Genomic DNA, 24,547 nt, shown 5'->3' on the forward strand with positions numbered 1-24,547 from the left:
CCTCGCCGCGCCTTCACATTGCAGGCCGGCGTGGAACGGCGCGGCGTCCGGGCGGGTTTCCGCCCTGATCTTCCATTCGGAATCCTTCAAGCCGAACGCCGAGCTTCGCCATGCCCCTTCGTCCCTCTCGCTCTTCGCTCGCCGCCCCGGCCGCGGCGCTGCTGGCCGCCGGGCTCGCAGCACCCACCCAGGCCAGCGGCTTCAAGCTCGCCGAATACTCGGCGCGCGATCTCGGTCTCGCCAATGCGGGCTATGCCGCGCTCGCCGCGGATGCGACGACGATCTTCTCCAACCCCGCCGGCATGACCAAGCTCGAGCGCGCCCAGATCAATGGCGGGATCCATTACATCACCGGGCGCGGCGAGTTCTCCGGCTCGGGAAGCGACGCCTTCGGCAATCCGCTCGGCGGCGGGGACGGTGGCGATGCGTTCCAGGACACGCTCGTGCCCAATCTGTACGCGGCGATGCCGATGATGGACGGGCGCGTCTGGCTCGGCCTCGGGGTGTCGGCGCCGTTCGGCCTGGCCACCGACTATACCGGAGACTGGAAGGGCCGTTACCAGGCGGTGGAATCCAACCTCGTCACCGCCGACATCAACCCGTCGATCGGCGTCGAGGTCAATGACTGGCTCGCCCTCGGCGCGGGTATCAGTGCCCAGTATGCCGACGTGAAGCTGACCAACCGCGTCGATTTCGGCTCGGTGTGCCTGGCCGAGATCGAGCCCGTCACCCCGCCCGGCACCTGCGCCTCCTTCGGCGCGACCCCCCAGGGCGCGGACGGCACGGTCGAACTCGAGGGCGACGACTGGTCCTGGGGCTGGAATGCGGGGGCGCTGGTCGATCTCACCCCGGCGACGCGCGTCGGGCTGTCCTACCGCTCCGAAGTGTCCCACGATATCGAGGGCAGCGCGGACTTCACCGTGCCGATGCCGCTCGATGCCCTGCTGGCGCCGGCCTTCGCCGACACCGGGGCCTCCGCTCCGCTCGATCTGCCCGCCTCGGCCTCGATCAGCGTGCGCCATGACTGGAATGCGCGGCTCAGCTTCATGGCCGATGCGAGCTGGACCGGCTGGGACGGCAATGTCGAAGCGCTCAACGTCTCCTTCGAGAACCCGGCCCAGCCGCGAAGCGTGGAGACGCTCGATTACCAGGACACGTGGCGCTATGGCGTCGGGGCGGAGTATCGCGGCTGGAGCGATCTCACCGTGCGCGCCGGCCTCGCCTACGACGAAAGCCCGGCGCAGGAGGACTTCCGCACCCCGCGTATCCCGGACTCCGACCGGATCGTGCTCGCCTTCGGCCTGTCCTGGAGCCCGGAGGAGAACGTCACCGTAGACGCGGCCTACCAGCATCTCTTCTTCGACGACGCGCCGACGGGCAATGTCGGCGATGCCGGCAGCCGGCTGACGGGCGCGTTCGACAATGCCGCCGACATCGTCGGCATCGCCATCAACTGGCGGCGCTGAGCCATGGCGGAGGCACAGAATCTCACGCAAAAGCTCATCAAGGCCCATCTCGAGGACGGCGAGATGCGGCCGGGCGAGCCGATCGCGATCGGCATCGACCAGACCCTGACCCAGGATGCGACCGGCACGCTGGTCATGCTGGCGCTGGAAGCCATGGAGCTGGACCGGGTCCGGACCGAGGTCTCGGTCCAGTATGTCGACCACAATCTGATCCAGGCCGACAACAAGAACCCGGACGATCATCTCTTCCTGAAGAGTGCCTGCGAGCGCTTCGGGCTGTGGTATTCGCGCCCGGGGAACGGGGTCAGCCACCCGGTCCACATGGAGTATTTCGGCAGGCCGGGAAAGACCATGCTCGGCTCGGACAGCCACACCCCGGCCGCCGGCGCGCTCGGCATGCTGGCGATCGGAGCGGGCGGGGTGGACGTCGCCGCGGCGATGGCCGGCGAGCCGTTCCGCGTGCGCATGCCGGAAGTGTTCGGCGTCAGGCTCACCGGCGCGCTGCCCGACTGGGTCAGCGCCAAGGACGTGATCCTGGAAATGCTGCGCCGCCACGGTGTGCGCGGCATGATCGGCAAGGTCGTGGAATATCACGGTCCGGGCCTGTCGGGGCTTTCGGCGATGGACCGCCACGTCATCGCCAACATGGGCACCGAGCTCGGCGCGACCTCAAGCGTGTTTCCCGCCGACGACAGGGTGCGCGATTTCCTGAAGATCCAGGGCCGGGAGGACGATTACACCGAATGGCGCGCGGACGAGGGTGCGGACTATGACGGGACGGACGAGATCGACCTGTCACGGCTCGTCCCCCTCATCGCCAGGCCGGTCAGCCCCGGCAATGTGGTCGAGGTCGGCGAGGTCGCCGGGCAGGGGCTCTACCAGGCCTATCTCGGCTCCTCGGCCAACCCGGGCTATCGCGATCTCGCCATCGCCGCGGAGATGGTCCGGGACAGGCGCATCGCCCCGGGCGTCAGCTTCGACATCAACCCGGCCTCGCGCCAGGTCCTGGAAACGCTCATCCGCGACAGCCGGCTCGCCGCGCTGATCCATGCCGGCGCGCGCCTGCACCAGACCGGCTGCAATGGCTGCATCGGCATGGGCCAGGCCCCGGCGAGCGGAAAGAACTCGCTGCGCACCGTGCCGAGAAACTTTCCCGGCCGCTCCGGCACGAAGGAGGACTGCGTCTTCCTCTGCTCCCCGGAAACGGCCACCGCCTCGGCGCTGAAGGGCGAGATCACCGACCCGCGCGATCTCGCCATGGACTATCCCGAGGTCTTCGAACCCGGCGATCCGGTCCGCAATGACGATCTTCTCCAGCCGCCGCTCTCCGAGGAGGAGGCGAAACGGGTCGAGCTCGAAAAGGGGCCCAATGTCGGCGACATGCCCGATCTCGAGCCGCTGCCCGACACGCTGACGCTCTGCGCCCTGCTGAAGGCCGGTGACGACATCTCCACCGACGAGATCCTGCCCGGCGGCACGGACGTGCTGCCCTTCCGCAGCAATATCGAGGCGATCTCGCAGTTCAGCTTTTCCGGGGTCGACGAAAGCTATCCGGAACGGGCCCGCGGACTGGGAGGAAAATTCGACGGCCATCTCGTCGTCGGCGGCGAGAATTACGGCCAGGGCTCGAGCCGCGAGCATGCCGCACTCGCCCCGCGCCATCTCGGCCTGCGCGCGGTCGTGGCCAGGTCGTTTGCCCGCATCCACCGCCAGAACCTGATCAATTTCGGCGTCGTCCCGCTCCTGTTCGAGGACAAGGAGGATTACGACCGGATCGAGACCGGCGACGAAGTCTGCCTGGAAGGGCTGAAGCAGGCGGTCTCGCAGCGGGACCGGCTCGAGATCGCGGCCGGCGACCGGACGATCGCATGCCGGGTCGAACTCTCCGCGCGCGAGCGCGACATCCTGAAGGCGGGCGGCGCCATCAATTATCTGAGCGAGCACCGGCTGTAGACGGCGGCGCCCGCCCTGCCGGAACGCCCGCGCCGCGGCGTCCGTTTGTCTTGCGACCTTGAACGAATAACGGGGGACGGTGCGAAGCGCATGGCCCAGCCGACATCCGACAAGAAACCGCTCGTCCTGGTGACGGGCGCCGCCGGCGCCATCGGCACCGCCGTCACCAGGGCGCTGGAGAAGGACTATCGCGTCGTCGGGCTCGATCTCGTGTGCGGGCCGGTCGAGGGGCCGTGCTACGAGTTCGACATCGGCGACATGGACGCGGTCGAGGAGACCCTCGCCAAGGTGAAGAAGCGCTTCGGCAAGCGCGTCGCCGCCGTCGTCCACCTCGCGGCCTATTTCGACTTCACCGGCGAGGACCATCCCCTCTACGAGAAGGTCAATGTGCGCGGCACCCGCAATCTCATGAAGGGGTTGCAGGACTTCGACGTGGAGCGCTTCATCTTCTCCGGCACCATGCTGGTGCGCGAGCCGGCCGAGCCGGGCGGACGCATCGACGAGAGCGCGCCGCTCGCGCCGAAATGGGCCTATCCGGTCTCCAAGGCGAAGGCGGAGGAGGAGATCTGGGACAATCGCGGCGACATCCCGGTCACGATCTTCGAGCTGGCCGGGCTCTACGACGAGAAGACCGCGATCCCGACCCTCTCCCACCAGATCGCGCGCGTCTACGAGCGCGATCTGAAGGCCCATCTCTATTCCGGCGATCCGCAGGCCGGCCAGTCGATGATCCATATCGACGACATGGTCGATCTCTTCCGGCGCGCCGTCGACCGGCGCGATGCGATGCCGGAGGAGTGCGTCATGCTCGCCGGCGAGCCGGAGGGCGTGCCCTATGCGGAGCTGCAGCGCGAACTCGGAAGACTGATCCACGGGCGAGAGGACTGGGAGACCATCCCGATCCCGAAGCCCGCCGCCAAGGCCGGCGCCTGGGCCGAGGAGAAATCCGAGCCGGTGGTTCCCGACGCCATCGACCGCGGCGAGAAGCCCTTCATCCGCCCCTTCATGGTCGACATGGCCTCCGACCACTATTCGCTCGACATCTCGAAGGCGAGGGACCTGCTCGGCTGGCAGCCCCGGCACGATATCCGCGACTGTCTGCCGGACATCGTCGCGAACCTGAAGGAGGACCCGCTCGGCTGGTACGAGGCCAACGACATCACCCCGCCGGACTGGCTGGAAACGGTCGAGGCCAAGATGGAGGAGCCCGAAGAGGCCGAGGCGGTGCGCGAGCGCTACACGGAACGCACGCGGGCCGAGCACGCCCGGCACCGCTGGGCCCATCTCGTCAATGCCGCGCTCGGCTTCTGGCTCATCACCTCGCCGCCGATCCTGAGCTACGAGTCCACCGCGCTGGTCTGGAGCGACGTGCTGACCGGGGTGGTGCTGGTCTTCGCCGGCCTGTTCTCGGCCTCCTGGCGCTTCGAGATGGCGCGCTGGGTCGCCGCGGCGGCGGGGTTCTGGCTGCTCTGGGCGCCGCTCATCTTCTGGGCGCCGACCGCGGAGGCCTATCTCAACCAGACCCTCGTCGGCTCGCTCGTGCTCGGCCTCGCCCTGTGTACGAGGCCCGAGCCCGGAGTCTCGGTCGCCGCGGCCGAGACCGGGCCGGAGATCCCGCCGGGCTGGGAATTCTCGCCCTCCACCTGGGCCCAGCGCCTGCCGATCATCATCCTGGCCATCGTGGGGTTCCTCATCTCGCGCCACCTGACCGCCTACCAGCTCGGCCATATCGAGGGCATCTGGGAGCCTTTCTTCGCCTCGCGCGACCCGCAGCTGAACGGCTCGGAATTCATCACCACCTCGAAGGTGTCGGAGGCCTGGCCGGTGCCCGATGCGGGCATAGGCGCGCTCACCTACATGCTGGAGATCATCACCGGCATCGTCGGGACGAACCGGCGCTGGCGCACCATGCCGTGGCTCGTCATGCTGTTCGGCATCATGATCGTGCCGCTGGGCGTGGTCTCGATCACCTTCATCGTCATCCAGCCGCTCATGCTGGGCACGTACTGCACGCTGTGCCTGATCGCGGCGGCGGCGATGCTGATCCAGATCCCCTACTCGCTCGACGAGCTGCTCGCCACGAGCCAGTTCCTCTACCGCCGCACGAAGAAGGGACGGCCCTTCCTGCGTATCTTCTTCACCGGCGACACCGACGAGGGCGAGGCGAAGGCCAAGCCGGAATTCGAGCAGTCCTTCACCGAATACGTGGCGGACATGTGGGCCGGCGGGGTGACGCTCGTCTGGTCGCTCGTGCTGTCGGTGCTGATCGGCGTCTGGCTGATGGCGACGCCGCTGATCCTCGGCACCGAGGGCTTCCTCGCCGACGCGAACCATCTCATCGGCTCGCTCGTGATCACCACCAGCGTCATCGCCTTTGCCGAGATCGGCCGGGCCTTCCGCTGGCTCAATACCGGCTTCGGGCTCGCCGTGATGGTGGCGACCGTGACGCTGAGCCCCGGTCTCGCCGAGCTGATCACCGGGCTCCTGGCGGGTGCCGCCCTCATCGGGCTCGCCATCCCGCGCGGTCCGGTCAAGTGCAGCTATGGCGGCTTCGACCGGATTATCGTCTAGGCTTCCGGAGCGCGAACCGCATACCCATATGAAAAACGCCCCGGGGCGATCCGGGGCGTTCTCCTTCGCGCGAGGGCGCGCGGGCTATTCCTCGAGTTCGAAGGTGACGAGCATGTTCACCTTGAACTCCTTGAGCTCGCCGTTCTCCACGAGGCCGTTCTGGTCCTTGATCCAGACGCCCTTGATGTTGCGCAGCGTCTTGCTGGCGCGTTTCAGGCCTTGCTTGACGGCATCGTCGAAGCCGTGCGGCGAGGTGGCCGAGATTTCGGTGACGCGTGCGATGGACATGGCGGCACTCCTGTTTGCGGGTTACACACCGCGAAGAACGTATCACCCCGCGCGGCCGGTTCCGCCGCGGGCAGAGAAAGCGAGAGATGACACGAGCCGATCCATCCCGGAACGCCGCGCTGGTCCTGTTCTCCGGCGGACAGGATTCGGCGACCTGCCTGGCCTGGGCGCTCGACCGGTACCGCCGTGTGGAGACGATCGGCTTCGCCTACGGCCAGCGCCACGGCGTGGAGATGCAGGCGCGCACCCGCGTGCGCGCGGGCGTGGCCGAACGCTTCCCGGGCTGGGCCGAAAAGCTGGGCCCCGACACGGTCGTCGATCTCTCCGGCTATGGCGCGCTCGCAGAGAGCGCTCTCACGGCCGAACGCGAGATCGAGATGGGCGAGAAGGGCCTGCCCACCACCTTCGTGCCGGGCCGCAACCTCGTCTTCCTCACCGTCGCGGCCGCCCACGCCTACAGGCGGGCGATCCCCGTCCTCGTCGGGGGCATGTGCGAGACCGACTATTCCGGCTATCCCGATTGCCGCAGGGCGACGATCGAGGCGCAGGAGAAGGCGATTTCGCTCGGGCTCGGCGAGGCGATGAGGATCGAGACCCCGCTGATGGCGCTCGACAAGGCCGAGACCTGGGCGCTCGCCGATGAGCTCGGCGGCAAGGCGCTCGTCGACCTCATCGTGGAGGAGAGCCATACCTGCTATCGCGGCGAACGCGGAACGCGCCACGCCTGGGGCCATGGCTGCGGCACGTGCCCGGCCTGCGAGCTGCGCGCGGCGGGATGGGAGAAGTATCTGGAGACGGCGCGATGACCTACTCGGTCAAGGAAGCCTTCCTCACCGTGCAGGGCGAGGGCGGCCAGGCGGGCCGTCCCGCGGTCTTCCTGCGCTTTGCCGGCTGCAATCTGTGGAGCGGGCTCGAGCGCGACCGGGCGAGTGCGGTCTGTAATTTCTGCGACACCGATTTCGTCGGCACGGACGGGCAGAACGGCGGCAGGTTCAGGACGGCCGACGCGCTCGCGGACCATGTCGCGAGCCTGTGGCCCGGCGGGGGCAGGCCGCTCGTGGTCTGTACCGGCGGCGAGCCGCTCCTGCAGCTCGACCGCGCGGCGATCGATGCGCTGCACGCGGCCGGCTTCGAGATCGCGGTGGAGACCAACGGCACGCTGGAAGCGCCCGAGGGGATCGACTGGATCTGCGTCAGCCCGAAATCGACCGCGCCGCTGAAGCAGACCTCCGGCCAGGAGCTGAAGCTCGTCTATCCCCAGCCTGACGCCCCGCCGGAAGCCTTCGAACACCTCGACTTCGAGACCTTCCGCCTGCAGCCCATGGACGGGCCGAACCGCATGGAGAACGCGAAGGCCGCGTTCGAGTACTGCCTCAGGCATCCCCGGTGGCACCTGAGCCTCCAGACCCACAAGTGGATCGGGGTGGACTGACGCCGCGTTGTCCTCATCTTGACCGGTCCTGCATACCCGCATACACCCGCCGCACCGACGGTGCTTCCCGTAACGGGAAGCTAAGAGGGAATCCGGTGAGGGGGGCGTCCCCGAATCCGGAGCTGTGCCCGCAACTGTGAGCGGCGAGCCGAGCGCCAAATGCCACTGGAGCGATCCGGGAAGGCGGCGTGAAGGCAGCGACCCGCGAGCCAGGAGACCTGCCGCCGGCGTCGCGCGTTTTCCGGCCGGGACCAGCCGCGGAAACACGGGAAACCGTCAAGCGACATCCACCGGCTAGGGACGCCCGAAGGGCGACCTGCGCCACGCGTCAGACCGGCGCGGCCTGGCCGCGCCCCGGGAACGAGGGATGTCCCATGTTCAAGTGCCTCGCGGTGAGTTCCACCGCCCTTCTCGCCGCCAGCAGCGCGGCCTTCGCCCAGACCTCCGAAACCCATGGCGACGTCGTCGTCGTCACCGGCACGCGCTTCGAGACCTCCGCCGAGCGCCTGCCGGCCGAGATCTCGGTGATCTCGCGCGAGGAAATCGAGCTGGAGGTCGTGGAGACCCTGCCCGATGCGCTCGCCGGACTGCCGGGCGTCTCGGTCGTGCAGAACGGGCCGGCCGGCTCGCTGACCTCGGTCTTCATCCGCGGCGCCAATTCCAAGCACACGCTCGCGCTCTATGACGGCATCCGCCTCAACGATCCCTCGAGCGCGAACGGCATCTTCAATTTCGGCTCCGAACTCGTCGGCGACGCGCAGCGCATCGAGCTGGTGCGCGGACCCCTGTCTTCGCTCTACGGCTCGGACGCCATCGGCGGCGTGGTCAACATCCTGCCGCGCATCGGGGGCGAGACCGGGTTCGAACCGTTCGCGAGCCTGTCCGTCGGGGAATTCTCCACCTGGCGGGGCCTGGCCGGGGCGGCCGGAACCGCCGGAAACCTCTCCTATTCGCTCAGTGCGGAAGGGCTCACCACGGACGGCTATGACGTCACCCCGGACCGCATGGCGACCTCGACCGGCGATCCGGACGGGGCCGAGTTCGCCGCATTCACCGCCAACGGCGAATACGCGCTGAACGAGGCCGTGACCCTCGAAGCGCTGCTGCGCGTGCGCCAGGCGGAAACCGAGTTCGACACCTTCTCCGGCGGCCCGACCGGGTTCCAGCGCGCCGACGATTCCGACCTGAAGGGCGAGGACGCCTACACGGTCTGGCGCACCGGCCTTCGCTGGGCGGGCCTTGGCGGCCGGCTGACGAGCCGGCTGCGCGCCGGGCAGGTTCTCAACGAGCTCGACAATTTCGACGGCGGGGCGCTGACCGACACCTACGAGGGCGAGCGCAGCTTCGCCGAATGGCTCAATGTCTGGACGCCCCCGGGCCGAGGCGCGCTGGTCGATCCGCGCATCAGCGCCGGGATCGCGTTCGAGAACGAGGACATCACCACGCGCACCGCGTTCAATGCGCCCCTGAGCGTGGAGGAGGATCATGCCGGCGTCTTCGCCGTCGCCCAGGCCGGGTTCGGGCCGCGCCTCGACGTCACCGCCTCGGCGCGCGTCGACTCCTACGAGGGCTTCGACACCGCCACGACCGGCAATGTCGGCGCGGTCGTCCACCTCCCCGAACTCGGCACCCGCCTGACCGGCGCGGTGGGAACGGCGTTCAAGGCGCCGACCCTGTTCGAGCGCTTCGCCTCCTCGCCCTTCGTGACGCCCAATCCGGACCTCCAGCCGGAGGAGAGCACGTCGTGGGAGATCGGCTTCGACACCGCGCTTGCCGCCTTCGGCCGCACAGACGCGCTTGCCTTCGGTGCCACGTGGTTCGACTCCGAGATCGACGACCTGATCGAGAACGTGTTCGACTTCTCCACCTTCACCGGTCAGAACCGCAATGTCGGCAAGGCCGAGATCGAGGGATACGAGGCCTTTGCCGGGGTGAGGCCGGCCGAGGGGTTCGAGGCGCGCGTGAGCTATACGTACACCGATGCCGTCAACGCCGTGACCGGGGCCCGGCTCCTGCGCCGCGCGCCCCATCGGTGGACCGCATCGGCGCGCTGGAGCCCGAGCGAACGCGCGACGCTCTCGCTGGACTACGTCTTCGTCGGCGAACGCCGCGACGTGACCTATGACGATGCCGGCTTCTTCTCCGGCAGCGGCAATCTCATCGACGCCTACGAGCTGGTGAACCTCTCCGGCGAGCTTGCGCTGCGCGAGGATCTCGAACTCTTCGGCGCGGTGAAGAACCTCCTCGACGAGACCTACGAGGAGCCGGCCGCCTTCGCCGGCACGCCGCGCGCGGTGACGATCGGGCTGAGGCTGACGCGATGAAGGCGGGGGCGCTCCTGCTTGGTGTGGCGGCGGCCCTCGCGGTGGCCGCGCCGGGCCATGGCCAGGAGCGCCCCACCATCGTCTCGCTCGACTATTGCGCCGACCAGTACGTGCTCGGCCTCGCCGACCGGGCGCAGATCCTCGCCCTGTCGCCCGACGCGGACGCCGATTTCTCGGCCCTGCGCGAGGCGGCTGCGGGCCTTCCCCAGGTCCACTCCACCGCCGAGGACGTGCTCGCCCTGCAGCCCGATCTCGTGGTTCGCAGCTACGGCGGGGATGCCCGCGCGCTCGCCCTGTTCGAGCGCGCCGGGATCGCCGTGCACCAGATCGGTTATACCTCCGGCTTCGACGACATTGCGCGCGTCGTGGAGGAAACGGCCGCCGCCCTCGGCCGTCCCGGGGCGGGCGAGGCTCTGGTGGCGGCGATGAGAGACACCTTGCAGGCCGCGGGCCGCGGAGCGCCGGTCGAGGCCCTCTACATCACGCCGGGCGGTGCGACGGCCGGGGCCGGCACGACGATCGATGCGCTGCTTCGGGCCGCCGGTTTCGAGAATGCCGCCGGCGACCGGCCGGGCTGGCGCGAGATGCCGATGGAGCGCCTGCTGCTGGACCCGCCGGACCTCATCGTCACCGGCTTCTTCGACACGAAGGCGACGAAGCTCGACCACTGGTCGGCGGCTCGCCACCCGGTCCTGCAGGAGACGTTCGAGACCATCCCGACCGTGCATCTGCAAGGCGCGCTGCTGACCTGCGGCACCTGGCTGCTCGCCGATGCCGCCCTGTCCGCGCGCGTGCAGTTCGAGGCGGCCGGGGGGCAACCTGCCGCGCACCTCGACGCGGAGCCGGCACGGTGAGCCCGTCACGCCCGATCCTGCTGGGCGGCTTCGCGCTCGCGGGGCTCGCCGGCCTCGTCCTCGCCGTGCTCGCCGGCACTGCGCCGATCGGGCTCGGCGAGACGCTCGCCGCCCTCGCCGGTCGAGGCTCGCAAGCGGTGGAACTCATCGTCTGGCAGGTGCGCCTGCCGCGCGCGCTCGCCGCCTTCTGCGTCGGCGCGGCGCTCGGGGCGAGCGGCGCGGTCCTGCAGGGCCTGTTGCGCAATCCGCTCGCCGATCCCGGCGTGCTCGGCGTCTCGGCGATGAGTGCGCTGGGCGCGGTGATCGCGATCTATTTCGGCCTTGCCGCCATGAGCCTCATGGCCGTCCCGGTCTTCGCCGTCGCCTTCGCGCTGCTTGCCACGGCCATCCTCTACCTGTTCGGCGCCTCGCGCATGGGTTCGGTCCAGCTGATCCTCGTGGGCGTCGGCCTGTCGAGCTTTGCCGGCGCGCTCATCGCGCTCGCGATGAACCTCGCGCCCAACCCGTTCTCGCTGTCCGACATGGTCAACTGGCTCCTGGGATCGGTCGCCAATCGCAGCTTCGCCGACCTCGCCTTCGCCGCGCCCTTCTGGGCGGCCGGCGCAGGGCTCGTGCTGATGGCCGGGCCGGGCCTGCGCGGGCTCTCGCTCGGCGAGGAAACCGCCTTCACCCTCGGCGTCGACCTGAAGCGCACCCGCGCGCTGGCCATTCTCGGCGCGGCGCTCCTGACCGGGGCGAGCGTCGCGGTCGCGGGCACGATCGGCTTCGTCGGCATCGTCGCGCCGCATCTGGTGCGCCCCTTCGTCAGGCACGACCCGGCCGATCTCATCGTGCCCAGCGCGCTCGCGGCCGGGGTGGTCCTGGTCCTTGCGGACACGGCCCTGCGCCTGGCCCCCTTCACCCAGGAACTCAAGCTCGGCGTCGCCGCGGCCCTGATCGGCGCGCCGGCCTTCGTCTGGATCGCGGCGCGTCACCGGAGTATCGGGCGATGAGCGCGGCGAGCCTGCAGGACGCGCGCGTGCGCCTCGCCGGGCGCCTGGTGCTCGACCAGGTCTCGCTTTGCCTCGAGCCGGGCGAGCTCGTCGCCCTGCTCGGCCCGAACGGTTCGGGCAAGTCGACGACGATCAAGGCCGCGCTCGGCCTGCTGCCGCTGGAGGCCGGAGAAGCCCGGCTGGGAGATGTCCCGCTCCGCGCGCTCGGACCGCGCGAACGCGGACGGCGGGCGAGCTATCTGCCTCAGACCCGCCGGGCGGTGTGGAGCATCGAGGCGAGGGATCTCGTCGCGCTCGGCCGCTTCGCCTATGGCAGCGCGCCCTACGAGCGTCTCTCGCCCGCCGACCGGGCCGCGGTCGACGAGGCCCTGGAGCGCTGCGATGCGGCCGACCTGGCCCGGCGCGGCGTCGACACGCTGTCGGGCGGGGAACAGGCCCGTGTCCATCTCGCCCGCGCGCTCGCCGCCGGGGCGCCGGCCCTGCTGGCCGACGAGCCGGCCGCCGCCCTCGATCCGCGCCACCAGTACGAGGCGATGGCGCTCCTGCGCGCCGAGGCCGATTCGGGGCGCGGCGTCCTCGTCGCCCTGCACGATCTCCACGCCGCGCGCCGCTGGGCCGACCGGGTGGTGGTTCTGGACGCCGGCCGGATCGCGGCGCAGGGGGCGCCGGGCGAGGCGCTCGACGCCGGCGTGCTGGCGCAGGTCTTCGGCGTGCGCGAAGGCGAGGGCGGGTTCGTCCCCGACTAGCGGGCATCTTTCTCGCACTCGCAGCATTGCGTTGGATTTCATCCGGTGGAAAGGTAACGCCAAGCGGTTCGCGCGGGGACCGGGGCTGGGCCCCGTGCGTCAATCAGACACTTTTGACCGGCTGGCGCGTTGCGGCCCGTAGGGGCGGACGCCGGCAAGCGGTATTGAAGGACGAGACATGGCCTACGACGCGGGTGCCATCGAGCCGAAATGGCAGGATTACTGGGAGAGGAACGAGACCTTCCGGACCGAAATGGATCCGTCAAAGGAGAAGGTCTACGTGCTCGACATGTTTCCCTACCCGTCCGGCGCCGGGCTCCATGTCGGCCACCCGGAAGGCTATACCGCGACCGATATCTACTGCCGCTACAAGCGCATGCGCGGCTATAACGTGCTCCACCCGATGGGCTGGGACGCCTACGGCCTGCCCGCCGAGCGCTATGCGATGCGCACCGGCATCCACCCGGCGGTGACGACGAAGAAGAACATCAAGACCTTCAAGGGCCAGATCAAGCGGCTCGGCTTCTCCTACGACTGGAGCCGCGAGCTCTCCACGACCGATCCCGACTTCGTCAAGTGGACGCAGTGGATCTTCCTGCAGCTCTACAAGCGGGGCCTCGCCTACCAGGCCGAGGTGGCGGTCAACTGGTGCCCGGCCCAGGGCACGGTGCTGGCCAACGAGGAGGTCAAGGACGGCAGGTATGTCGAGACCGGCGATCCGGTCGAGCAGCGCCTGATGCGCCAGTGGATGCTGAAGATAACGGCCTTCGCGGACCGGCTGCTGGACGATCTCGAGCAGGTCGACTGGCCCGAAGGCATCAAGGCGATGCAGAGGAACTGGATCGGCAAGTCGGAAGGCGCCGAGATCGATTTCGAGATCGCCGGAACGGGCAGGCGCTTCACCGTCTTCACCACGCGCCCGGACACGCTCTACGGCGCGACCTATGCCGTGCTGGCGCCCGAGCATCCCCTCGTGGACCGGATCATGAGCGAGGACCGGCGCCCCTCCGTCAACGCCTATCGCGCGCAGATCGCGGAGAAGAGCGAGGAGGAGCGCACCGGCGAGGAGGCGGACAAGACCGGCGTCTTCACCGGCGCCTATGCGGTCAATCCGGTCAACGGGGAGAAGCTCCCGATCTGGATCGCGGACTATGTGCTGATGGGCTACGGCACCGGCGCGATCATGGCGGTCCCGGCCCATGACGAGCGCGACCACGCGTTCGCGCGCAAGTTCGATCTGCCGATCCGCGAGGTGATCCGCTCGCCGCAAGGCCACGACATTCTCGAAGCCGCCTGGACCGGCGGCGGCGTGGCGGTGAACTCGCCGCTGATCGAGGGCCTCGATGTCGAGGAAGCCAAGGCGAAGATCATCGGCTGGCTCGAAGACAGGGGCGCCGGGCGCGGCAAGGTCCAGTACCGCCTGCGCGACTGGCTGTTCTCGCGCCAGCGCTACTGGGGAGAGCCCTTCCCGATCCTGCACATGGCCGACGGATCGATCGCGCCCCTGCCCGAGGACTGCCTGCCGCTCCTGCCGCCCGAGCTCGACGACTACAAGCCGACCCCGGACGGGCGCCCGCCGCTGGAGCGCGCCGAGGACTGGGTGAAGACCACCCATCCGCAGAGCGGCGCGCCGGCGCTGCGCGAGACCAACACCATGCCGCAATGGGCGGGCTCGTGCTGGTACTATCTGCGCTTCATCGATCCGAAGAACGACAAGATGCTCGTCGACCCGGAGAAGGAGAAGTACTGGATGCCCGTCGACCTCTATGTCGGCGGGGCCGAGCACGCGGTGCTGCACCTCCTGTACGCGCGCTTCTGGCACAAGGTGCTCTACGATATCGGCGTGGTGTCGACCAAGGAGCCGTTCCAGCGCCTGTTCAACCAGGGCATGATCCTGGCCTATTCCTACCGGGACGCGCAGGGCAAGTATTACAGCCCCGACCTCGTGGAGGAGCGCGGCGGCAAGTTCCTCGTGGGCGAGACCGAGGTCGTCCGCAAGGTCGATAAGATGAGCAAGTCGCGCTACAACGTGGTCAATCCCGACGACGTGGTGGCCGAGTACGGCGCGGATTCCCTGCGCCTGTACGAGATGTTCATGGGTCCGCTCGACGTCACCAAGCCCTGGCAGACGTCCGGCGTGGGCGGGATGAAGCGCTTCCTCTCCCGGGTCTGGCGCGTCGTGCTCAACGACGACGACGTGCTCGACGCGGAGAAGGTCGGCGAGTTCGAGCCGTCCGACGACCTGCTGCGCATCCGCCACAAGACGGTGCGCGCCGTGACCGAGGACATCGAGGCGCTGCGCTTCAACACCGCGATCGCGCGCCTGATGGAGCTGACCAACGCGCTGACCGGCGCTGACCGGCGGCCGCGCGAGATCGTCGAGACCCTGGTGCTGCTCGTGGCGCCCTTCGCCCCGCACATCGCCGAGGAGCTCTGGGCCAGGCTCGGCCACACCGAGAGCCTGGCCTATGCGCCCTGGCCGCAGTTCGATCCCGATCTCGCCAGGGAGGACCTCACCGAGTACGTGGTGCAGATCAACGGCAAGGTCCGCCACAAGGTCGAAGGCCCGGCCGGGCTCGGCAAGGAGGAGCTGCTGGGGCTCGCCAGGGCCGAACCGCGCGTGCAGGAGCTGCTGGCGGAGGGCGAACTCGTCAAGGAGATCGCCGTGCCGGGCAAGCTCGTCAATTTCGTGGTGAAGAAATAGCGCCTACTCGGCCGGGAGGCCCTGTGCGAGCTCGTCGACCTCGGCGAGGAGCTTGCCGAGGGCGCCGTGGCCGTCGGTGGTGTGATTGCTGCGGGTGTCGGTGGTATTGACCCGCTCGGTGAGCGCGACCCGGGCTCTGGACACCCGGCTCTTGATCGTGCCGACCGCGCAGTCGCAGATGGTCGCCGCCTCCTCGTAGGAGAAGCCGCCGGCACCGACGAGGATCAGCGCCTCGCGCTGGTCGTCGGGCAGCGTGTCGAGCGCCTCGTAGACCTCCGCAAGGGCAATCGCGGAGGACTGGGCGGCCTCCTTCGGGGAGGACACGCCGGCATCCTCGTCGCAGATCTCGTTCTTGCGCCAGGCGCGGCGCTGTTCGGAATAGAAATGGTTCCTGAGAATCCGGAAGGTCCAGCCCTTCAGATTGGTGCCCGCCTGGAAGCTCATGCGGGCCTTCCACGCCTTCATCAGGGTTTCCTGCGTCAGGTCGTCGGCCTCGGTTGCGTTGGAGCACAGGCTTCGGGCGAACGCGCGCAGGTAGGGGACGAGCTCGGCGAGGCCCTGCTTGAACGCCCGGCTGTCGGCCGGATCGGGTCCAGGGTTCGTCTGCGTCATTCCTCGCGGTCCTCCCATTCGGCGTCCAATCGGTCCAGCAGCTCCAGGAAACTTTCGGGTATTGGCTCTTCAAGTGTTTGATGAAAAAGCTTTTTAAGGCCTTCAGTGAATGCGTTGAGTACACTGTTCAGGTCGTCGAAATCCTCTGGCTCTTCTCCCGTCCCCGGTATCTTGGGCGTGTCACTCATGGGGTCATCCGGACTGCGCGAAGGAAGTTCGTTCAGTCAGGCATATAGTGACCGGCGGTCACAGGTAAAGCAACGTTGAATAATCATGCAGGAGCCATCCCCCTGAAACGTCGAAGCCGATCAACGCATTGAAGCTGCATGACGTTCCTCATAGGGTTCGGATATTTCAGATATATTTGTATTACCGGGCTCCTCCGGCTGCAGCGGTTTCGACCATCTGCAACGACTCCCGCGAGTTTTCTTTCTTACTCGCCGTTCCGGTCGGCAGCGGCGAGGTGGGAGGCTTCCTCGAGCAGGCTGTCCATCGCCGGGCACTGGGTATTCTCGGCGGGCAGGCGCACCCCGCCCCGCTCCATCAGCTCGACGAGCGTGCGCCGCGCCCGGCTCACCCGGCTCTTGATGGTGCCGACCGCGACGGCGCAGATCTCGGCGGCCTCCTCGTAGGAAAACCCGCCCGCGCCGACCAGGATGATCGCCTCGCGCTGATCGGGCGAGAGATGGTTGAGCGCTTCGCGCACCTCGGCGAGCGCGATCGAGGCGTCCTGCGCGGCGGTCCTGGGGCCGGGGCGCTCGATGTCGTTCTCCGTTGTCACCTCGTTCTTGCGCCAGGCCTTGCGGCGTTCGGAGTAGAAATGGTTGCGCAGGATCATGAAGACCCAGGCCTTCAGATTGGTCCCGGGCTCGAAGCTGTCGCGCGCCCGCCAGGCCTTCACGAGCGCCTCCTGGGCGAGATCGTCGGCCTCGCTCGCATCGCGGCACAGGCTGCGCGCGAAGGCGCGCAGATAGGGAATGAGTTCGGCAAGCGCGCGCTTGAATTCGCGTTCGACCCGCCGTCCGGTGTCTTCATCGTCCGGGCTCATCGGTGCCGCCTTCCTCGTCGGCTTCGAGCTGGTCGAGCAGGTCCCGGAAACTCTCGGGAATGGGTTCGTTGACCGTGTCCTGATAAAGCCGGCGCAGCTGGCGCCCGAACGCTCCGAGCTCGTCCGCCTCGTCGGACCCGGATGGCCGGGGAGAGGCGGCCTTGCCGGCCTGTTTTGGACGACTGGCCATGATCGCTTCCCAAGGCTGCTGCGGTTCCGGGAGTCGTCTCGAAGAACGCCTCGCGGCGCACGCGGTTTCAGAACCGGGCTGCAGAAGCCTGGAAAAACGTCGTGCGATGCGGGACGAGCGCCCGTCTCAGCGCTGCGCCCGGCGCACCGGCAGGCCGCGCGCGAGCGCGCGCCGGTCCAGGCAGGCGATGAGCCGTGCGGCATCGGCGAACCCGGCGCATCCGCTCATCAGGCGCACCAGGCTCGCGGAAGGCAGCCGCGTCGCGAGATGCATGACGATCGCGTCGAGGCGCTCCGGCCTGTGCTCGAGGATGCGCACGAGGATGCGGGTGAGATGGTGCTGGAAGCGTCCGGGGTCGCGGTGCACCGGCGGGACCGCTCCCGAGAGCAGCCGTGTGCTCGCGGCCGCGGCCCAGGCCTCGATGCGCAGCAGGGCGTGGCCGGCCCCCGCGCGCCAGCCGCCCGTCCCGATCGCGGCACGCACGAGGCCGGCCGGGTGCGTGGCCCGCTCGCGCGGCAGTCCGGTGGGCAGCACGCCGAAGCTCGCCGCGCCTTCGCCCGCCCAGCCGCGCCTCGCGAGCATGGCGTCGAGATCGCGCGCGAGCGTGTCTCGCGGCACCGCCCGGAACGCCCAGCGCACGGATTCCGCGCGCGCCAGCCCGTCGCCCAGCGGCAGGACATAGTCGAAGACGAGCCCGCCCGCGTCGGCGCGCATACCCGTCATCAGCTCCACCTCCGCGCTGTCGGTCCCCGTGCTGGTGCCGGTGCGAACGGTGCGGCCGGCAAAGCACTGGAACAGGAGCGGCCCGCGTGCGCCCTCGGCGACCGGGGGACGGGTGTCGATGACGTGGCGCGCCGCGAGCCGGCCCGCGCTCGTCTCGACGAGGAGGCCGCTGCGCCCCGGGGCGATCGCATGGGCGGTCACCCCGGTCTCCAGCCGGATGTCCGGCGCGTCTTCCAGCTGGGCGAGCAGGCGGGCGAAGACCGCCCCGCTCTCCAGCTGCTGGTAGAGGAGGCCGGGCACCGCGTGCGCGCGCCGTTCGCCCGCCGCGTCGGAGAACGTCCAGCGCTGCCAGCGGTGGGAGACGAAACCGGCGAGCGGGTTGGTCCGCGGGGCCCAGAAGCACCAGCTGCGCGATTCGCTCCAGCTCGCGCGCGGCTCGACGATGCGCACGCCGAGGCGCGCGCCCGAGCGGGCGAGGCGTGCGGCGAGCGTCAGCCCGGCGAGCCCGCCGCCGAGGATGATCACGTCCGCATCGTGTCTGGGGTCCATGTCGCGTTCCGTGGCGATGAGCGCGAAGCGTGGCCGCAATCGCGGACGAGGAAAAGAGGGCTGTTGACGATCACACGAGGCTCGCCACGCCGAAGGCGAGAAGGACGAGCCCGGCGCCGATGCGGACGGGTGCGGATCGCGCAAGGCTCGCGAACGCCCCGGCGCCGGTCGCCGCGGCGGTCAGCAGCGGCACGGTGCCGAGCCCGAACCCGGCCATGATCAGCGCGCCCTGGCCCGGCGATCCCGACAGGCCGGCATAGGCGGTCATCAGCCAGACCATGGAGCAGGGCATCAGGCCCCAGACCAGACCGAGGCCCGGCGCGCCGAAGCGGTGCAGCAGGTGCAGCCGGCGCGTCAGCGGGCTGGCGAGCCGCGCCCCGAGCCCCTGCAGCGGTGCCCAGCCCGCGATCGACAGTCCCATCGTCACCAGCAACGCCGCCGACAGCCAGCGCAGCACGGCGAGCCCGGCAGCCCCCGAATCAGGTGCGGCGAAGCCCGTGCCGACGAAGCCGGCCGAGGCGCCGAGCGCGACATAGACGGCGATGCGCGCGACCTGGGCCTGCGCCAGATAGGCGGCCCGCGAGGCGAGCACGCCCGCCCCGCCCGCCGGGAGCGGCGCGCCGCGCATCGAGATCGCGGCCGCGATCCCGCCGCACATGGCCAGGCAATGCACGCTCGCCCCGAAGCCTGCGACGAGCCCGCTCGCGAAGCCGAGCGAACCGTCGGAGCATTGCGAAAGCAGACCATGGATGGCGTGGGCGGCGTGGCTCACCTCTGGGCGCCTTTCCGGATGGAGTGCCCCGGGGGTGCGGTCGGCATAATCGCCTTCCCGGCCCGGGTTTGCGGGTGACCTGAGCGCCTAACTTCCCTAGGCTGAAATTCCGAGTGAGGCATATTGCCCTACTTGCCCTGCGGCTTTTCAGGGCGGATAGGAGGGCGCAAATGGACTTTGCATGGAGGGGCGTATGAGCGCCGCAGCTCTACCCAAGCGATCCGGTTTCGACGCGAGTGCGATGGCCATTACCGCCATCTGCCTCGGCGGGCTGTTATGGTCGATCCTGGCCGCCGCCGACGGCGCGGACGCGGCGATGCGGATCCAGGCCTGGCTGATCGGGGGCGGTTTCCTGCTCGGCCTGTTCGCCATCGTCGGTATCTACGGCGAGGGCGGGGTCGAGACCGAGCCCACCGAGTACAACGAGAACGTCGTCAAGTACGGCGCCATCGCCTCGGTGTTCTGGGGGGTGGTCGGCATCCTCGTCGGCGTCGTCATCGCCGCCCAGCTCGCCTTTCCCGCGCTGCTGTCCTGGGAGGCCTTTCCCGAACTCAATTTCGGCCGCCTGCGCCCGCTGCACACCTCCGGGGTGATCTTCGCCTTCGGCGGCAACGTGCTGATCGCGACGAGCTTCTACGTCGTCCAGCGCACCTGCCGCACGCGCATCGCCGGCGACGCGTGGGCCTGGTTCGTGTTCTGGGGCTACAACTTCTTCATCGTCGTGGCCGCGACCGGCTACCTGCTGGGTATCACCCAGTCGAAGGAGTATGCCGAGCCGGAATGGTACGCGGACCTCTGGCTGACCGTCGTCTGGGTCGCCTATCTGCTGGTCTTCCTGGCCACGCTCGCCAAGCGCAAGGAACCCCACATCTACGTGGCCAACTGGTTCTACCTCGCCTTCATCGTGACCATCGCGATGCTGCACGTGGTCAACAATCTGGCCCTGCCGGCGAGCTTCCTGGGCTCGCGCTCCTATTCCGCCTTCGCGGGCGTTCAGGACGCGCTGACCCAGTGGTGGTACGGCCACAACGCGGTGGGCTTCTTCCTGACCGCGGGCTTCCTGGCGATCATGTACTACTTCATCCCCAAGCGGGTGGAGCGCCCGGTCTATTCCTACCGGCTGTCGATCATCCACTTCTGGTCGCTGATCTTCATCTATATCTGGGCCGGCCCCCACCACCTGCACTACACCGCGCTGCCCGAGTGGGCGCAGACGCTGGGCATGACCTTCTCGGTGATGCTGTGGATGCCGAGCTGGGGCGGCATGATCAACGGCCTGATGACGCTCTCGGGCGCGTGGGACCGGCTTCGCACCGATCCGGTCGTGCGCATGCTCGTCGTCTCGGTCGCCTTCTACGGCATGTCCACCTTCGAGGGCCCGGTGATGAGCGTGCGGGCGGTCAACTCGCTCTCGCACTACACCGACTGGACGATCGGCCACGTGCATTCCGGTGCGCTCGGCTGGGTCGGCTTCATCAGCTTCGGCGCGCTCTACTGCCTGATCCCGTGGCTGTGGAAGCGCAAGGGCATGTACTCGCGCGCCCTGATCGAGTGGCACTTCTGGGTCGCGACGCTGGGCATCCTTCTCTACATCACCTCGATGTGGGTGTCGGGCATCATGCAGGGCCTGATGTGGCGCGCCTACAATGCGCTCGGCTTCCTGGAATACTCCTTCGTGGAGACCGTGGAGGCGATGCAGCCCTACTACGTCATCCGCATGCTCGGCGGCGTGCTCTACCTCGTCGGGGCGCTGCTCATGGCCTGGAACGTCTACAAGACGATCCGCGGCGACGTGAGAGAGACCGAGGACGCCGCCCAGACCCAGTCCCACAAGATCCAGCCGGCCGAGTAGGAGGGAGATTTCCATGGCGAAGAAACGCGAAAATCCCGTCTGGGGCTGGCACAAGAAGGTCCTGGAGAAGAACTCCATCGTGCTGACCGTCGGCATTCTCGGCGTGGTCGCGGTGGGCGGCGTGGTGGAGATCGCCCCGCTCTTCTACCTCGACACCACGATCGAGGAGGTCGAGGGCGTGCGCCCCTACTCCCCGCTCGCGCTGATGGGCCGCGACATCTACATCCGCGAGGGCTGCTATACCTGCCACTCGCAGATGATCCGCCCGCTGCGCGACGAGGTGGAGCGCTACGGCCACTACTCGCTGGCCGCCGAGAGCATGTACGACCGGCCCTTCCAGTGGGGCTCGAAGCGCACCGGTCCCGATCTCGCCCGCGTCGGCGGCAAGTATTCCGACGAATGGCACCGCGACCACATGCGCGACCCGCGCTCGGTCGTGCCGGAGTCGATCATGCCGCCCTACGCGATGCTGGAGCGCACCCCGCTCGAGGTGGAGGTGGTGGAGAGCCGGCTCAGGGCCAATGCGCGCCTGGGCGTGCCCTATACCGAGGAGATGATCGCCAACGCCGAGAGCGACATCTACACCCAGCTCGACCCCTATGCCGCCGACTACGACGCCTTCCTGGAACGCTATCCCGGCGCACCGGTTCGCGATTTCGACGGTAATCCGGACATGGTCTCCGAACTCGACGCCCTGATCGCCTATCTGCAGATCCTGGGCACGATGGTGGACTTCTCCACCTACGAGGCCACGGCCGACGAGAATCTGAGGTAGCGGCATGTACGAGGCGCTCGCGAGCTTTGCGCAGACCTGGGGGCTCCTGTTCTTCTTCGCCCTCTTCATCGCGGTGCTGGTCTACGCCCTGTGGCCGAAGCACCAGCAGAAGTTCGAGGAAGCCGCCCGGGTGCCGCTGAGGGACGACGACAAGCCGGCCGCCGCCGAGGAAGGCGAGGCCGACCACGAGGACAAGACCAATGGCTGAGCACGAGAAAAAGGATGTCGACGCCCACACCGGGGTCGAGACCACGGGCCACGAATGGGACGGCATCAAGGAGCTGAACAACCCGCTGCCGCGCTGGTGGGTCTGGGTGTTCTACGCGACGGTCGCCTGGTCGGTCGTCTACATGATCTTCATGCCGGCGATCCCGGGCCTTCCCGGCATCGGCGGGGAATACACGCCGGGTCTTCGCGACCACTCCGAGCGCGCCAACGTGCGCGAGGCGCTCGCCGACCTGCAGGACTCGCGCGGGCCGATGTTCGAGCGTCTGGAGCAGGCCGCCGCCGAGGGCGGCATCACGGCGATCGAGGCCGATCCCGACCTCCTGGGCTTCGCCATGGCCGCCGGGGAGTCCGCCTTCGGGGACAATTGCGCGACCTGCCACGGTGCGGGCGGGCAGGGAGCCATCGGCTACCCCAACCTCAATGACGATATCTGGCTGTGGGGCGGCACGTTCGACGAGATCCGCCACACCCTGCAGGTCGGCATCCGCACCGACCACCCCGAGACGCGCTATTCCCAGATGCCCGCCTATGGCCGCGAGAACCTGCTCACCAACGAGGAGATCGAGGCGGTGACCGATCACGTCATGGCGCTGGGCGGGCTGATCGAACCGACCGAGGCGGGGCGCACCACCGGGGCGGAAGTGTTCGAGCTGCAGTGCTCGGCCTGTCACGGCGTGGACGGGCGCGGCGATCAGAGCATCGGTGCGCCGAACCTGACCGACCGCTACTGGCTCTATGGCAGCGCGCGCGAGCAGGTCCGCAACTCGGTCTGGCGCGGGCCGTTCGGCGTGATGCCCAACTGGGGCGAACGTCTGGACGATGCCACGATCACTGCGCTGGCCGCCTATGTCTATCTGCTCGGCGGCGGCCAGCCCGACGAATTTGCTGAAGCGGCGCTCATGGACCGCGGCACGGGCGGGGCGGCCGGAGAATAACCGGCCCCCTTTCCTCCCCGAAGCGATCCGGTGAGCCCGCCGGAGACTGAAATGAACCTGATCGACAGACGGCCGAAGGCCGCACCGGGCGTCACCGAGATCGATGCCACGCCCGTCAACGACGCCGAGGTCCGTGAACTCTACAAGAAGCGCGAGCCGATCTACCCCAAGCTCGTGAAGGGGCCGTTCCGCCGCTTCAAGTGGATCTTCATGGCGGTGGCGCTGGGCCTCTACTACGTCCTGCCCTTCGTGCGCTGGGACCGCGGGCCGAACGCGCCCGACCAGGCCGTGCTGGTCGATTTCGCCAATGCGCGCTTCTACTTCTTCTTCATCGAGATCTGGCCTCAGGAAGTCTATTACATCACCGGCCTGCTGATCCTCGCCGCGCTGGGCCTGTTCCTCGTCACCGCCCTGTTCGGCCGCGTGTGGTGCGGCTATGCCTGCCCGCAGACGGTGTGGACCGATCTCTTCATCGCCGTGGAGCGGTTCTTCGAGGGCGACCGCAACAAGCGCATCATGCTCGACCGCGCGCCGTGGAGCTTCGACAAGGCGCGCAAGAAGATCGCCAAGCACGCCGTCTGGCTCGTCATCGCGGCGGCCACGGGCGGGGCGTGGATCCTCTATTTCCACGACGCCTTCGATCTCCTGTCCGACTTCTTCACAGGCCAGGCGCCGCTGACCGCCTACCTGTTCTTCGCCATGCTGACCTTCACCACCTACACCCTGGCCGGCACGATGAGGGAGCAGGTGTGCACCTATATGTGCCCCTGGCCGCGCATCCAGGCGGCGATGACCGACCGCGAGGCGCTCAACGTCACCTACCGGGTCGACCGCGGCGAGCCGCGCGGCCCCCACAAGAAGGGTGAAAGCTGGGAGGGGCGCGGCGACTGCATCGACTGCAAGGCCTGCGTCGCGGCCTGCCCGATGGGCATCGACATCAGGAACGGCCCGCAGCTGGAATGCATCGGCTGCGCGCTGTGCATCGATGCCTGCAACGATATCATGGACAAGGTCGGCAGACCGCGCGGGCTCATCGCCTACGACACCGACGACAATATCGACCGCCGCCTGAAGGGCGAGGCGCCGCGCTACCGCTTCGTGCGCGTCAGGACGCTCTACTACGCGATCTCCTTCGCGATCGTCGCCGGCGTCATGCTGTTCGGCCTGATGACCCGCTCCACGCTGGAGCTCAACGTCACCCGCGACCGCAATCCGAACTTCGTCGTGCTCTCGGACGGCTCGGTGAGGAACGGCTACACTCTGAAGGTCCTCAACAAGGCCGGCGAGCCGCGCGAGTTCGCGCTGAGGCTGGAGGGCGACCCGGCCTTCGAGGTCCGCGTGCTCGGCACGCCGCAAGCCTCCATGATGCTTCCGGTGGACGCCGACGAGACGCGCGATTTCCGGCTCTTCCTCACCCTGCCGCCCGAGGCGATCGACCGCGCCAGCGAAGACATCACATTCGTGGTAGAACATCCCGGGACCGGCGAGACGGCACGCGCGCCGGCCGTGTTCCGCACGCCGCTGGAAAGGTGA

22 protein-coding genes and 1 riboswitch are annotated in these 24,547 nt (G+C 68.6%); of the genes, 15 read left to right on the top strand and 7 right to left on the bottom strand.

The features are described from left to right. Positions 1 to 110: 110 nt before the first annotated feature. The 3 genes from JW792_RS14425 (at position 111) to JW792_RS14435 (ending at position 5,990) form a co-directional block, all read left to right on the top strand. Positions 111 to 1,466: an OmpP1/FadL family transporter gene (locus JW792_RS14425; protein WP_135995102.1), complete on the top strand. Its 1,356-nt coding sequence runs from the start codon at positions 111 to 113 to the stop codon at positions 1,464 to 1,466. 3 nt (positions 1,467 to 1,469) lie between these two features. Next, on the top strand, positions 1,470 to 3,419 hold the full coding sequence (locus JW792_RS14430; protein WP_135995101.1) for an aconitate hydratase: 1,950 nt from the start codon (positions 1,470 to 1,472) through the stop codon (positions 3,417 to 3,419). Between the two features lie 90 nt (positions 3,420 to 3,509). Next, on the top strand, positions 3,510 to 5,990 hold the full coding sequence (locus JW792_RS14435; RefSeq protein ID WP_135995100.1) for a vitamin K epoxide reductase family protein: 2,481 nt from the start codon (positions 3,510 to 3,512) through the stop codon (positions 5,988 to 5,990). Positions 5,991 to 6,074: 84 nt separating this feature from the next. On the opposite strand, the gene JW792_RS14440 is transcribed toward JW792_RS14435, so the two are convergent. After that, complete coding sequence (locus JW792_RS14440; RefSeq protein ID WP_135995099.1) at positions 6,075 to 6,278, bottom strand: dodecin family protein; 204 nt, start codon at positions 6,276 to 6,278, stop codon at positions 6,075 to 6,077. An 86-nt stretch (positions 6,279 to 6,364) separates the two neighbouring features. Between JW792_RS14440 and queC the strand changes: the two genes are divergently transcribed. From queC to leuS, 7 genes are all read left to right on the top strand, one after another. Continuing rightward, on the top strand, positions 6,365 to 7,084 hold the full coding sequence (queC, locus tag JW792_RS14445) for a 7-cyano-7-deazaguanine synthase QueC (protein WP_135995098.1): 720 nt from the start codon (positions 6,365 to 6,367) through the stop codon (positions 7,082 to 7,084). Next, positions 7,081 to 7,710 carry a 7-carboxy-7-deazaguanine synthase gene (queE, locus tag JW792_RS14450; protein WP_135995097.1) on the top strand — a complete coding sequence of 210 codons (630 nt, stop codon included), beginning with the start codon at positions 7,081 to 7,083 and terminating at the stop codon, positions 7,708 to 7,710. Before queC ends, queE begins: the two co-directional genes overlap by 4 nt. 41 nt (positions 7,711 to 7,751) lie before the next feature. Continuing rightward, positions 7,752 to 7,950: riboswitch (cobalamin riboswitch) on the top strand. Positions 7,951 to 8,084: 134 nt separating this feature from the next. Further along, positions 8,085 to 10,034, top strand: coding sequence for a TonB-dependent receptor domain-containing protein (locus JW792_RS14455; RefSeq protein WP_135995096.1), 1,950 nt, complete (start codon positions 8,085 to 8,087; stop codon positions 10,032 to 10,034). After that, positions 10,031 to 10,888 carry an ABC transporter substrate-binding protein gene (locus JW792_RS14460; RefSeq protein WP_135995095.1) on the top strand — a complete coding sequence of 286 codons (858 nt, stop codon included), beginning with the start codon at positions 10,031 to 10,033 and terminating at the stop codon, positions 10,886 to 10,888. Before JW792_RS14455 ends, JW792_RS14460 begins: the two co-directional genes overlap by 4 nt. Continuing rightward, positions 10,885 to 11,880 carry a FecCD family ABC transporter permease gene (locus tag JW792_RS14465; protein WP_206340826.1) on the top strand — a complete coding sequence of 332 codons (996 nt, stop codon included), beginning with the start codon at positions 10,885 to 10,887 and terminating at the stop codon, positions 11,878 to 11,880. The genes JW792_RS14460 and JW792_RS14465 overlap by 4 nt, the downstream gene beginning before the upstream one ends. After that, positions 11,877 to 12,626, top strand: a complete 750-nt coding sequence (locus tag JW792_RS14470; protein WP_135995094.1) for an ABC transporter ATP-binding protein — start codon at positions 11,877 to 11,879, stop codon at positions 12,624 to 12,626. The genes JW792_RS14465 and JW792_RS14470 overlap by 4 nt, the downstream gene beginning before the upstream one ends. 178 nt (positions 12,627 to 12,804) lie before the next feature. After that, a complete protein-coding gene (gene leuS / locus JW792_RS14475) occupies positions 12,805 to 15,330 on the top strand; it encodes a leucine--tRNA ligase (RefSeq protein ID WP_135995093.1) in 2,526 nt (841 codons plus the stop codon). Positions 15,331 to 15,333: 3 nt separating this feature from the next. On the opposite strand, the gene JW792_RS14480 is transcribed toward leuS, so the two are convergent. The 6 genes from JW792_RS14480 to JW792_RS14505 form a co-directional block, all read right to left on the bottom strand. Beyond that, a complete protein-coding gene (locus JW792_RS14480; protein ID WP_135995092.1) occupies positions 15,334 to 15,942 on the bottom strand; it encodes a sigma-70 family RNA polymerase sigma factor in 609 nt (202 codons plus the stop codon). Continuing rightward, positions 15,939 to 16,130 (bottom strand): NepR family anti-sigma factor, encoded by a 192-nt coding sequence (locus tag JW792_RS14485; RefSeq protein ID WP_135995091.1) that lies wholly within the window; start codon positions 16,128 to 16,130, stop codon positions 15,939 to 15,941. The genes JW792_RS14480 and JW792_RS14485 overlap by 4 nt, the downstream gene beginning before the upstream one ends. 245 nt (positions 16,131 to 16,375) lie before the next feature. Continuing rightward, positions 16,376 to 16,990, bottom strand: a complete 615-nt coding sequence (locus JW792_RS14490) for a sigma-70 family RNA polymerase sigma factor (protein WP_135995090.1) — start codon at positions 16,988 to 16,990, stop codon at positions 16,376 to 16,378. Then, complete coding sequence (locus JW792_RS14495) at positions 16,974 to 17,180, bottom strand: NepR family anti-sigma factor (protein WP_135995089.1); 207 nt, start codon at positions 17,178 to 17,180, stop codon at positions 16,974 to 16,976. The genes JW792_RS14490 and JW792_RS14495 overlap by 17 nt, the downstream gene beginning before the upstream one ends. 126 nt (positions 17,181 to 17,306) lie before the next feature. Further along, a complete protein-coding gene (locus JW792_RS14500; RefSeq protein ID WP_135995088.1) occupies positions 17,307 to 18,452 on the bottom strand; it encodes a lycopene cyclase family protein in 1,146 nt (381 codons plus the stop codon). Positions 18,453 to 18,522: 70 nt separating this feature from the next. Continuing rightward, entirely contained in the window at positions 18,523 to 19,224 is a 702-nt protein-coding gene (locus JW792_RS14505; protein ID WP_135995087.1) for a sulfite exporter TauE/SafE family protein, read from the bottom strand. A 193-nt stretch (positions 19,225 to 19,417) separates the two neighbouring features. Here JW792_RS14505 and ccoN point away from each other — a divergent pair, with 193 nt between their 5' ends. The 5 genes from ccoN to ccoG are packed head-to-tail and all read left to right on the top strand — an operon-like array spanning position 19,418 to position 24,547. Beyond that, positions 19,418 to 21,076: a cytochrome-c oxidase, cbb3-type subunit I gene (gene ccoN / locus JW792_RS14510; protein ID WP_135995086.1), complete on the top strand. Its 1,659-nt coding sequence runs from the start codon at positions 19,418 to 19,420 to the stop codon at positions 21,074 to 21,076. 13 nt (positions 21,077 to 21,089) lie between these two features. Beyond that, complete coding sequence (ccoO, locus tag JW792_RS14515; RefSeq protein WP_135995085.1) at positions 21,090 to 21,851, top strand: cytochrome-c oxidase, cbb3-type subunit II; 762 nt, start codon at positions 21,090 to 21,092, stop codon at positions 21,849 to 21,851. Positions 21,852 to 21,855: 4 nt separating this feature from the next. Then, on the top strand, positions 21,856 to 22,059 hold the full coding sequence (locus JW792_RS14520) for a cbb3-type cytochrome c oxidase subunit 3 (protein ID WP_135995084.1): 204 nt from the start codon (positions 21,856 to 21,858) through the stop codon (positions 22,057 to 22,059). Then, positions 22,052 to 23,014, top strand: coding sequence for a cytochrome-c oxidase, cbb3-type subunit III (gene ccoP, locus JW792_RS14525; RefSeq protein WP_135995083.1), 963 nt, complete (start codon positions 22,052 to 22,054; stop codon positions 23,012 to 23,014). The genes JW792_RS14520 and ccoP overlap by 8 nt, the downstream gene beginning before the upstream one ends. A gap of 51 nt (positions 23,015 to 23,065) precedes the next feature. Further along, complete coding sequence (gene ccoG / locus JW792_RS14530; RefSeq protein ID WP_135995082.1) at positions 23,066 to 24,547, top strand: cytochrome c oxidase accessory protein CcoG; 1,482 nt, start codon at positions 23,066 to 23,068, stop codon at positions 24,545 to 24,547.

Origin of the sequence: Marinicauda algicola, assembly GCF_017161425.1 — a bacterium.
Taxonomy (GTDB): domain Bacteria; phylum Pseudomonadota; class Alphaproteobacteria; order Caulobacterales; family Maricaulaceae; genus Marinicauda; species Marinicauda algicola.

Excerpts from the sequence above, each read along its gene's own strand:
- ccoN (WP_135995086.1), top strand. The coding sequence starts at position 19,418 with ATGAGCGCCGCAGCTCTACCCAAGCGATCCGGTTTCGACGCGAGTGCG.
- JW792_RS14480 (WP_135995092.1), bottom strand. The coding sequence starts at position 15,942 with ATGACGCAGACGAACCCTGGACCCGATCCGGCCGACAGCCGGGCGTTC.
- JW792_RS14470 (WP_135995094.1), top strand. The coding sequence starts at position 11,877 with ATGAGCGCGGCGAGCCTGCAGGACGCGCGCGTGCGCCTCGCCGGGCGC.
- JW792_RS14460 (WP_135995095.1), top strand. The coding sequence starts at position 10,031 with ATGAAGGCGGGGGCGCTCCTGCTTGGTGTGGCGGCGGCCCTCGCGGTG.
- ccoG (WP_135995082.1), top strand. The coding sequence starts at position 23,066 with ATGAACCTGATCGACAGACGGCCGAAGGCCGCACCGGGCGTCACCGAG.
- JW792_RS14440 (WP_135995099.1), bottom strand. The coding sequence starts at position 6,278 with ATGTCCATCGCACGCGTCACCGAAATCTCGGCCACCTCGCCGCACGGC.
- ccoO (WP_135995085.1), top strand. The coding sequence starts at position 21,090 with ATGGCGAAGAAACGCGAAAATCCCGTCTGGGGCTGGCACAAGAAGGTC.
- JW792_RS14435 (WP_135995100.1), top strand. The coding sequence starts at position 3,510 with ATGGCCCAGCCGACATCCGACAAGAAACCGCTCGTCCTGGTGACGGGC.
- JW792_RS14520 (WP_135995084.1), top strand. The coding sequence starts at position 21,856 with ATGTACGAGGCGCTCGCGAGCTTTGCGCAGACCTGGGGGCTCCTGTTC.
- JW792_RS14490 (WP_135995090.1), bottom strand. The coding sequence starts at position 16,990 with ATGAGCCCGGACGATGAAGACACCGGACGGCGGGTCGAACGCGAATTC.
- JW792_RS14500 (WP_135995088.1), bottom strand. The coding sequence starts at position 18,452 with ATGGACCCCAGACACGATGCGGACGTGATCATCCTCGGCGGCGGGCTC.
- JW792_RS14455 (WP_135995096.1), top strand. The coding sequence starts at position 8,085 with ATGTTCAAGTGCCTCGCGGTGAGTTCCACCGCCCTTCTCGCCGCCAGC.
- leuS (WP_135995093.1), top strand. The coding sequence starts at position 12,805 with ATGGCCTACGACGCGGGTGCCATCGAGCCGAAATGGCAGGATTACTGG.
- ccoP (WP_135995083.1), top strand. The coding sequence starts at position 22,052 with ATGGCTGAGCACGAGAAAAAGGATGTCGACGCCCACACCGGGGTCGAG.
- JW792_RS14495 (WP_135995089.1), bottom strand. The coding sequence starts at position 17,180 with ATGGCCAGTCGTCCAAAACAGGCCGGCAAGGCCGCCTCTCCCCGGCCA.
- JW792_RS14430 (WP_135995101.1), top strand. The coding sequence starts at position 1,470 with ATGGCGGAGGCACAGAATCTCACGCAAAAGCTCATCAAGGCCCATCTC.
- queC (WP_135995098.1), top strand. The coding sequence starts at position 6,365 with ATGACACGAGCCGATCCATCCCGGAACGCCGCGCTGGTCCTGTTCTCC.
- queE (WP_135995097.1), top strand. The coding sequence starts at position 7,081 with ATGACCTACTCGGTCAAGGAAGCCTTCCTCACCGTGCAGGGCGAGGGC.
- JW792_RS14425 (WP_135995102.1), top strand. The coding sequence starts at position 111 with ATGCCCCTTCGTCCCTCTCGCTCTTCGCTCGCCGCCCCGGCCGCGGCG.
- JW792_RS14485 (WP_135995091.1), bottom strand. The coding sequence starts at position 16,130 with ATGAGTGACACGCCCAAGATACCGGGGACGGGAGAAGAGCCAGAGGAT.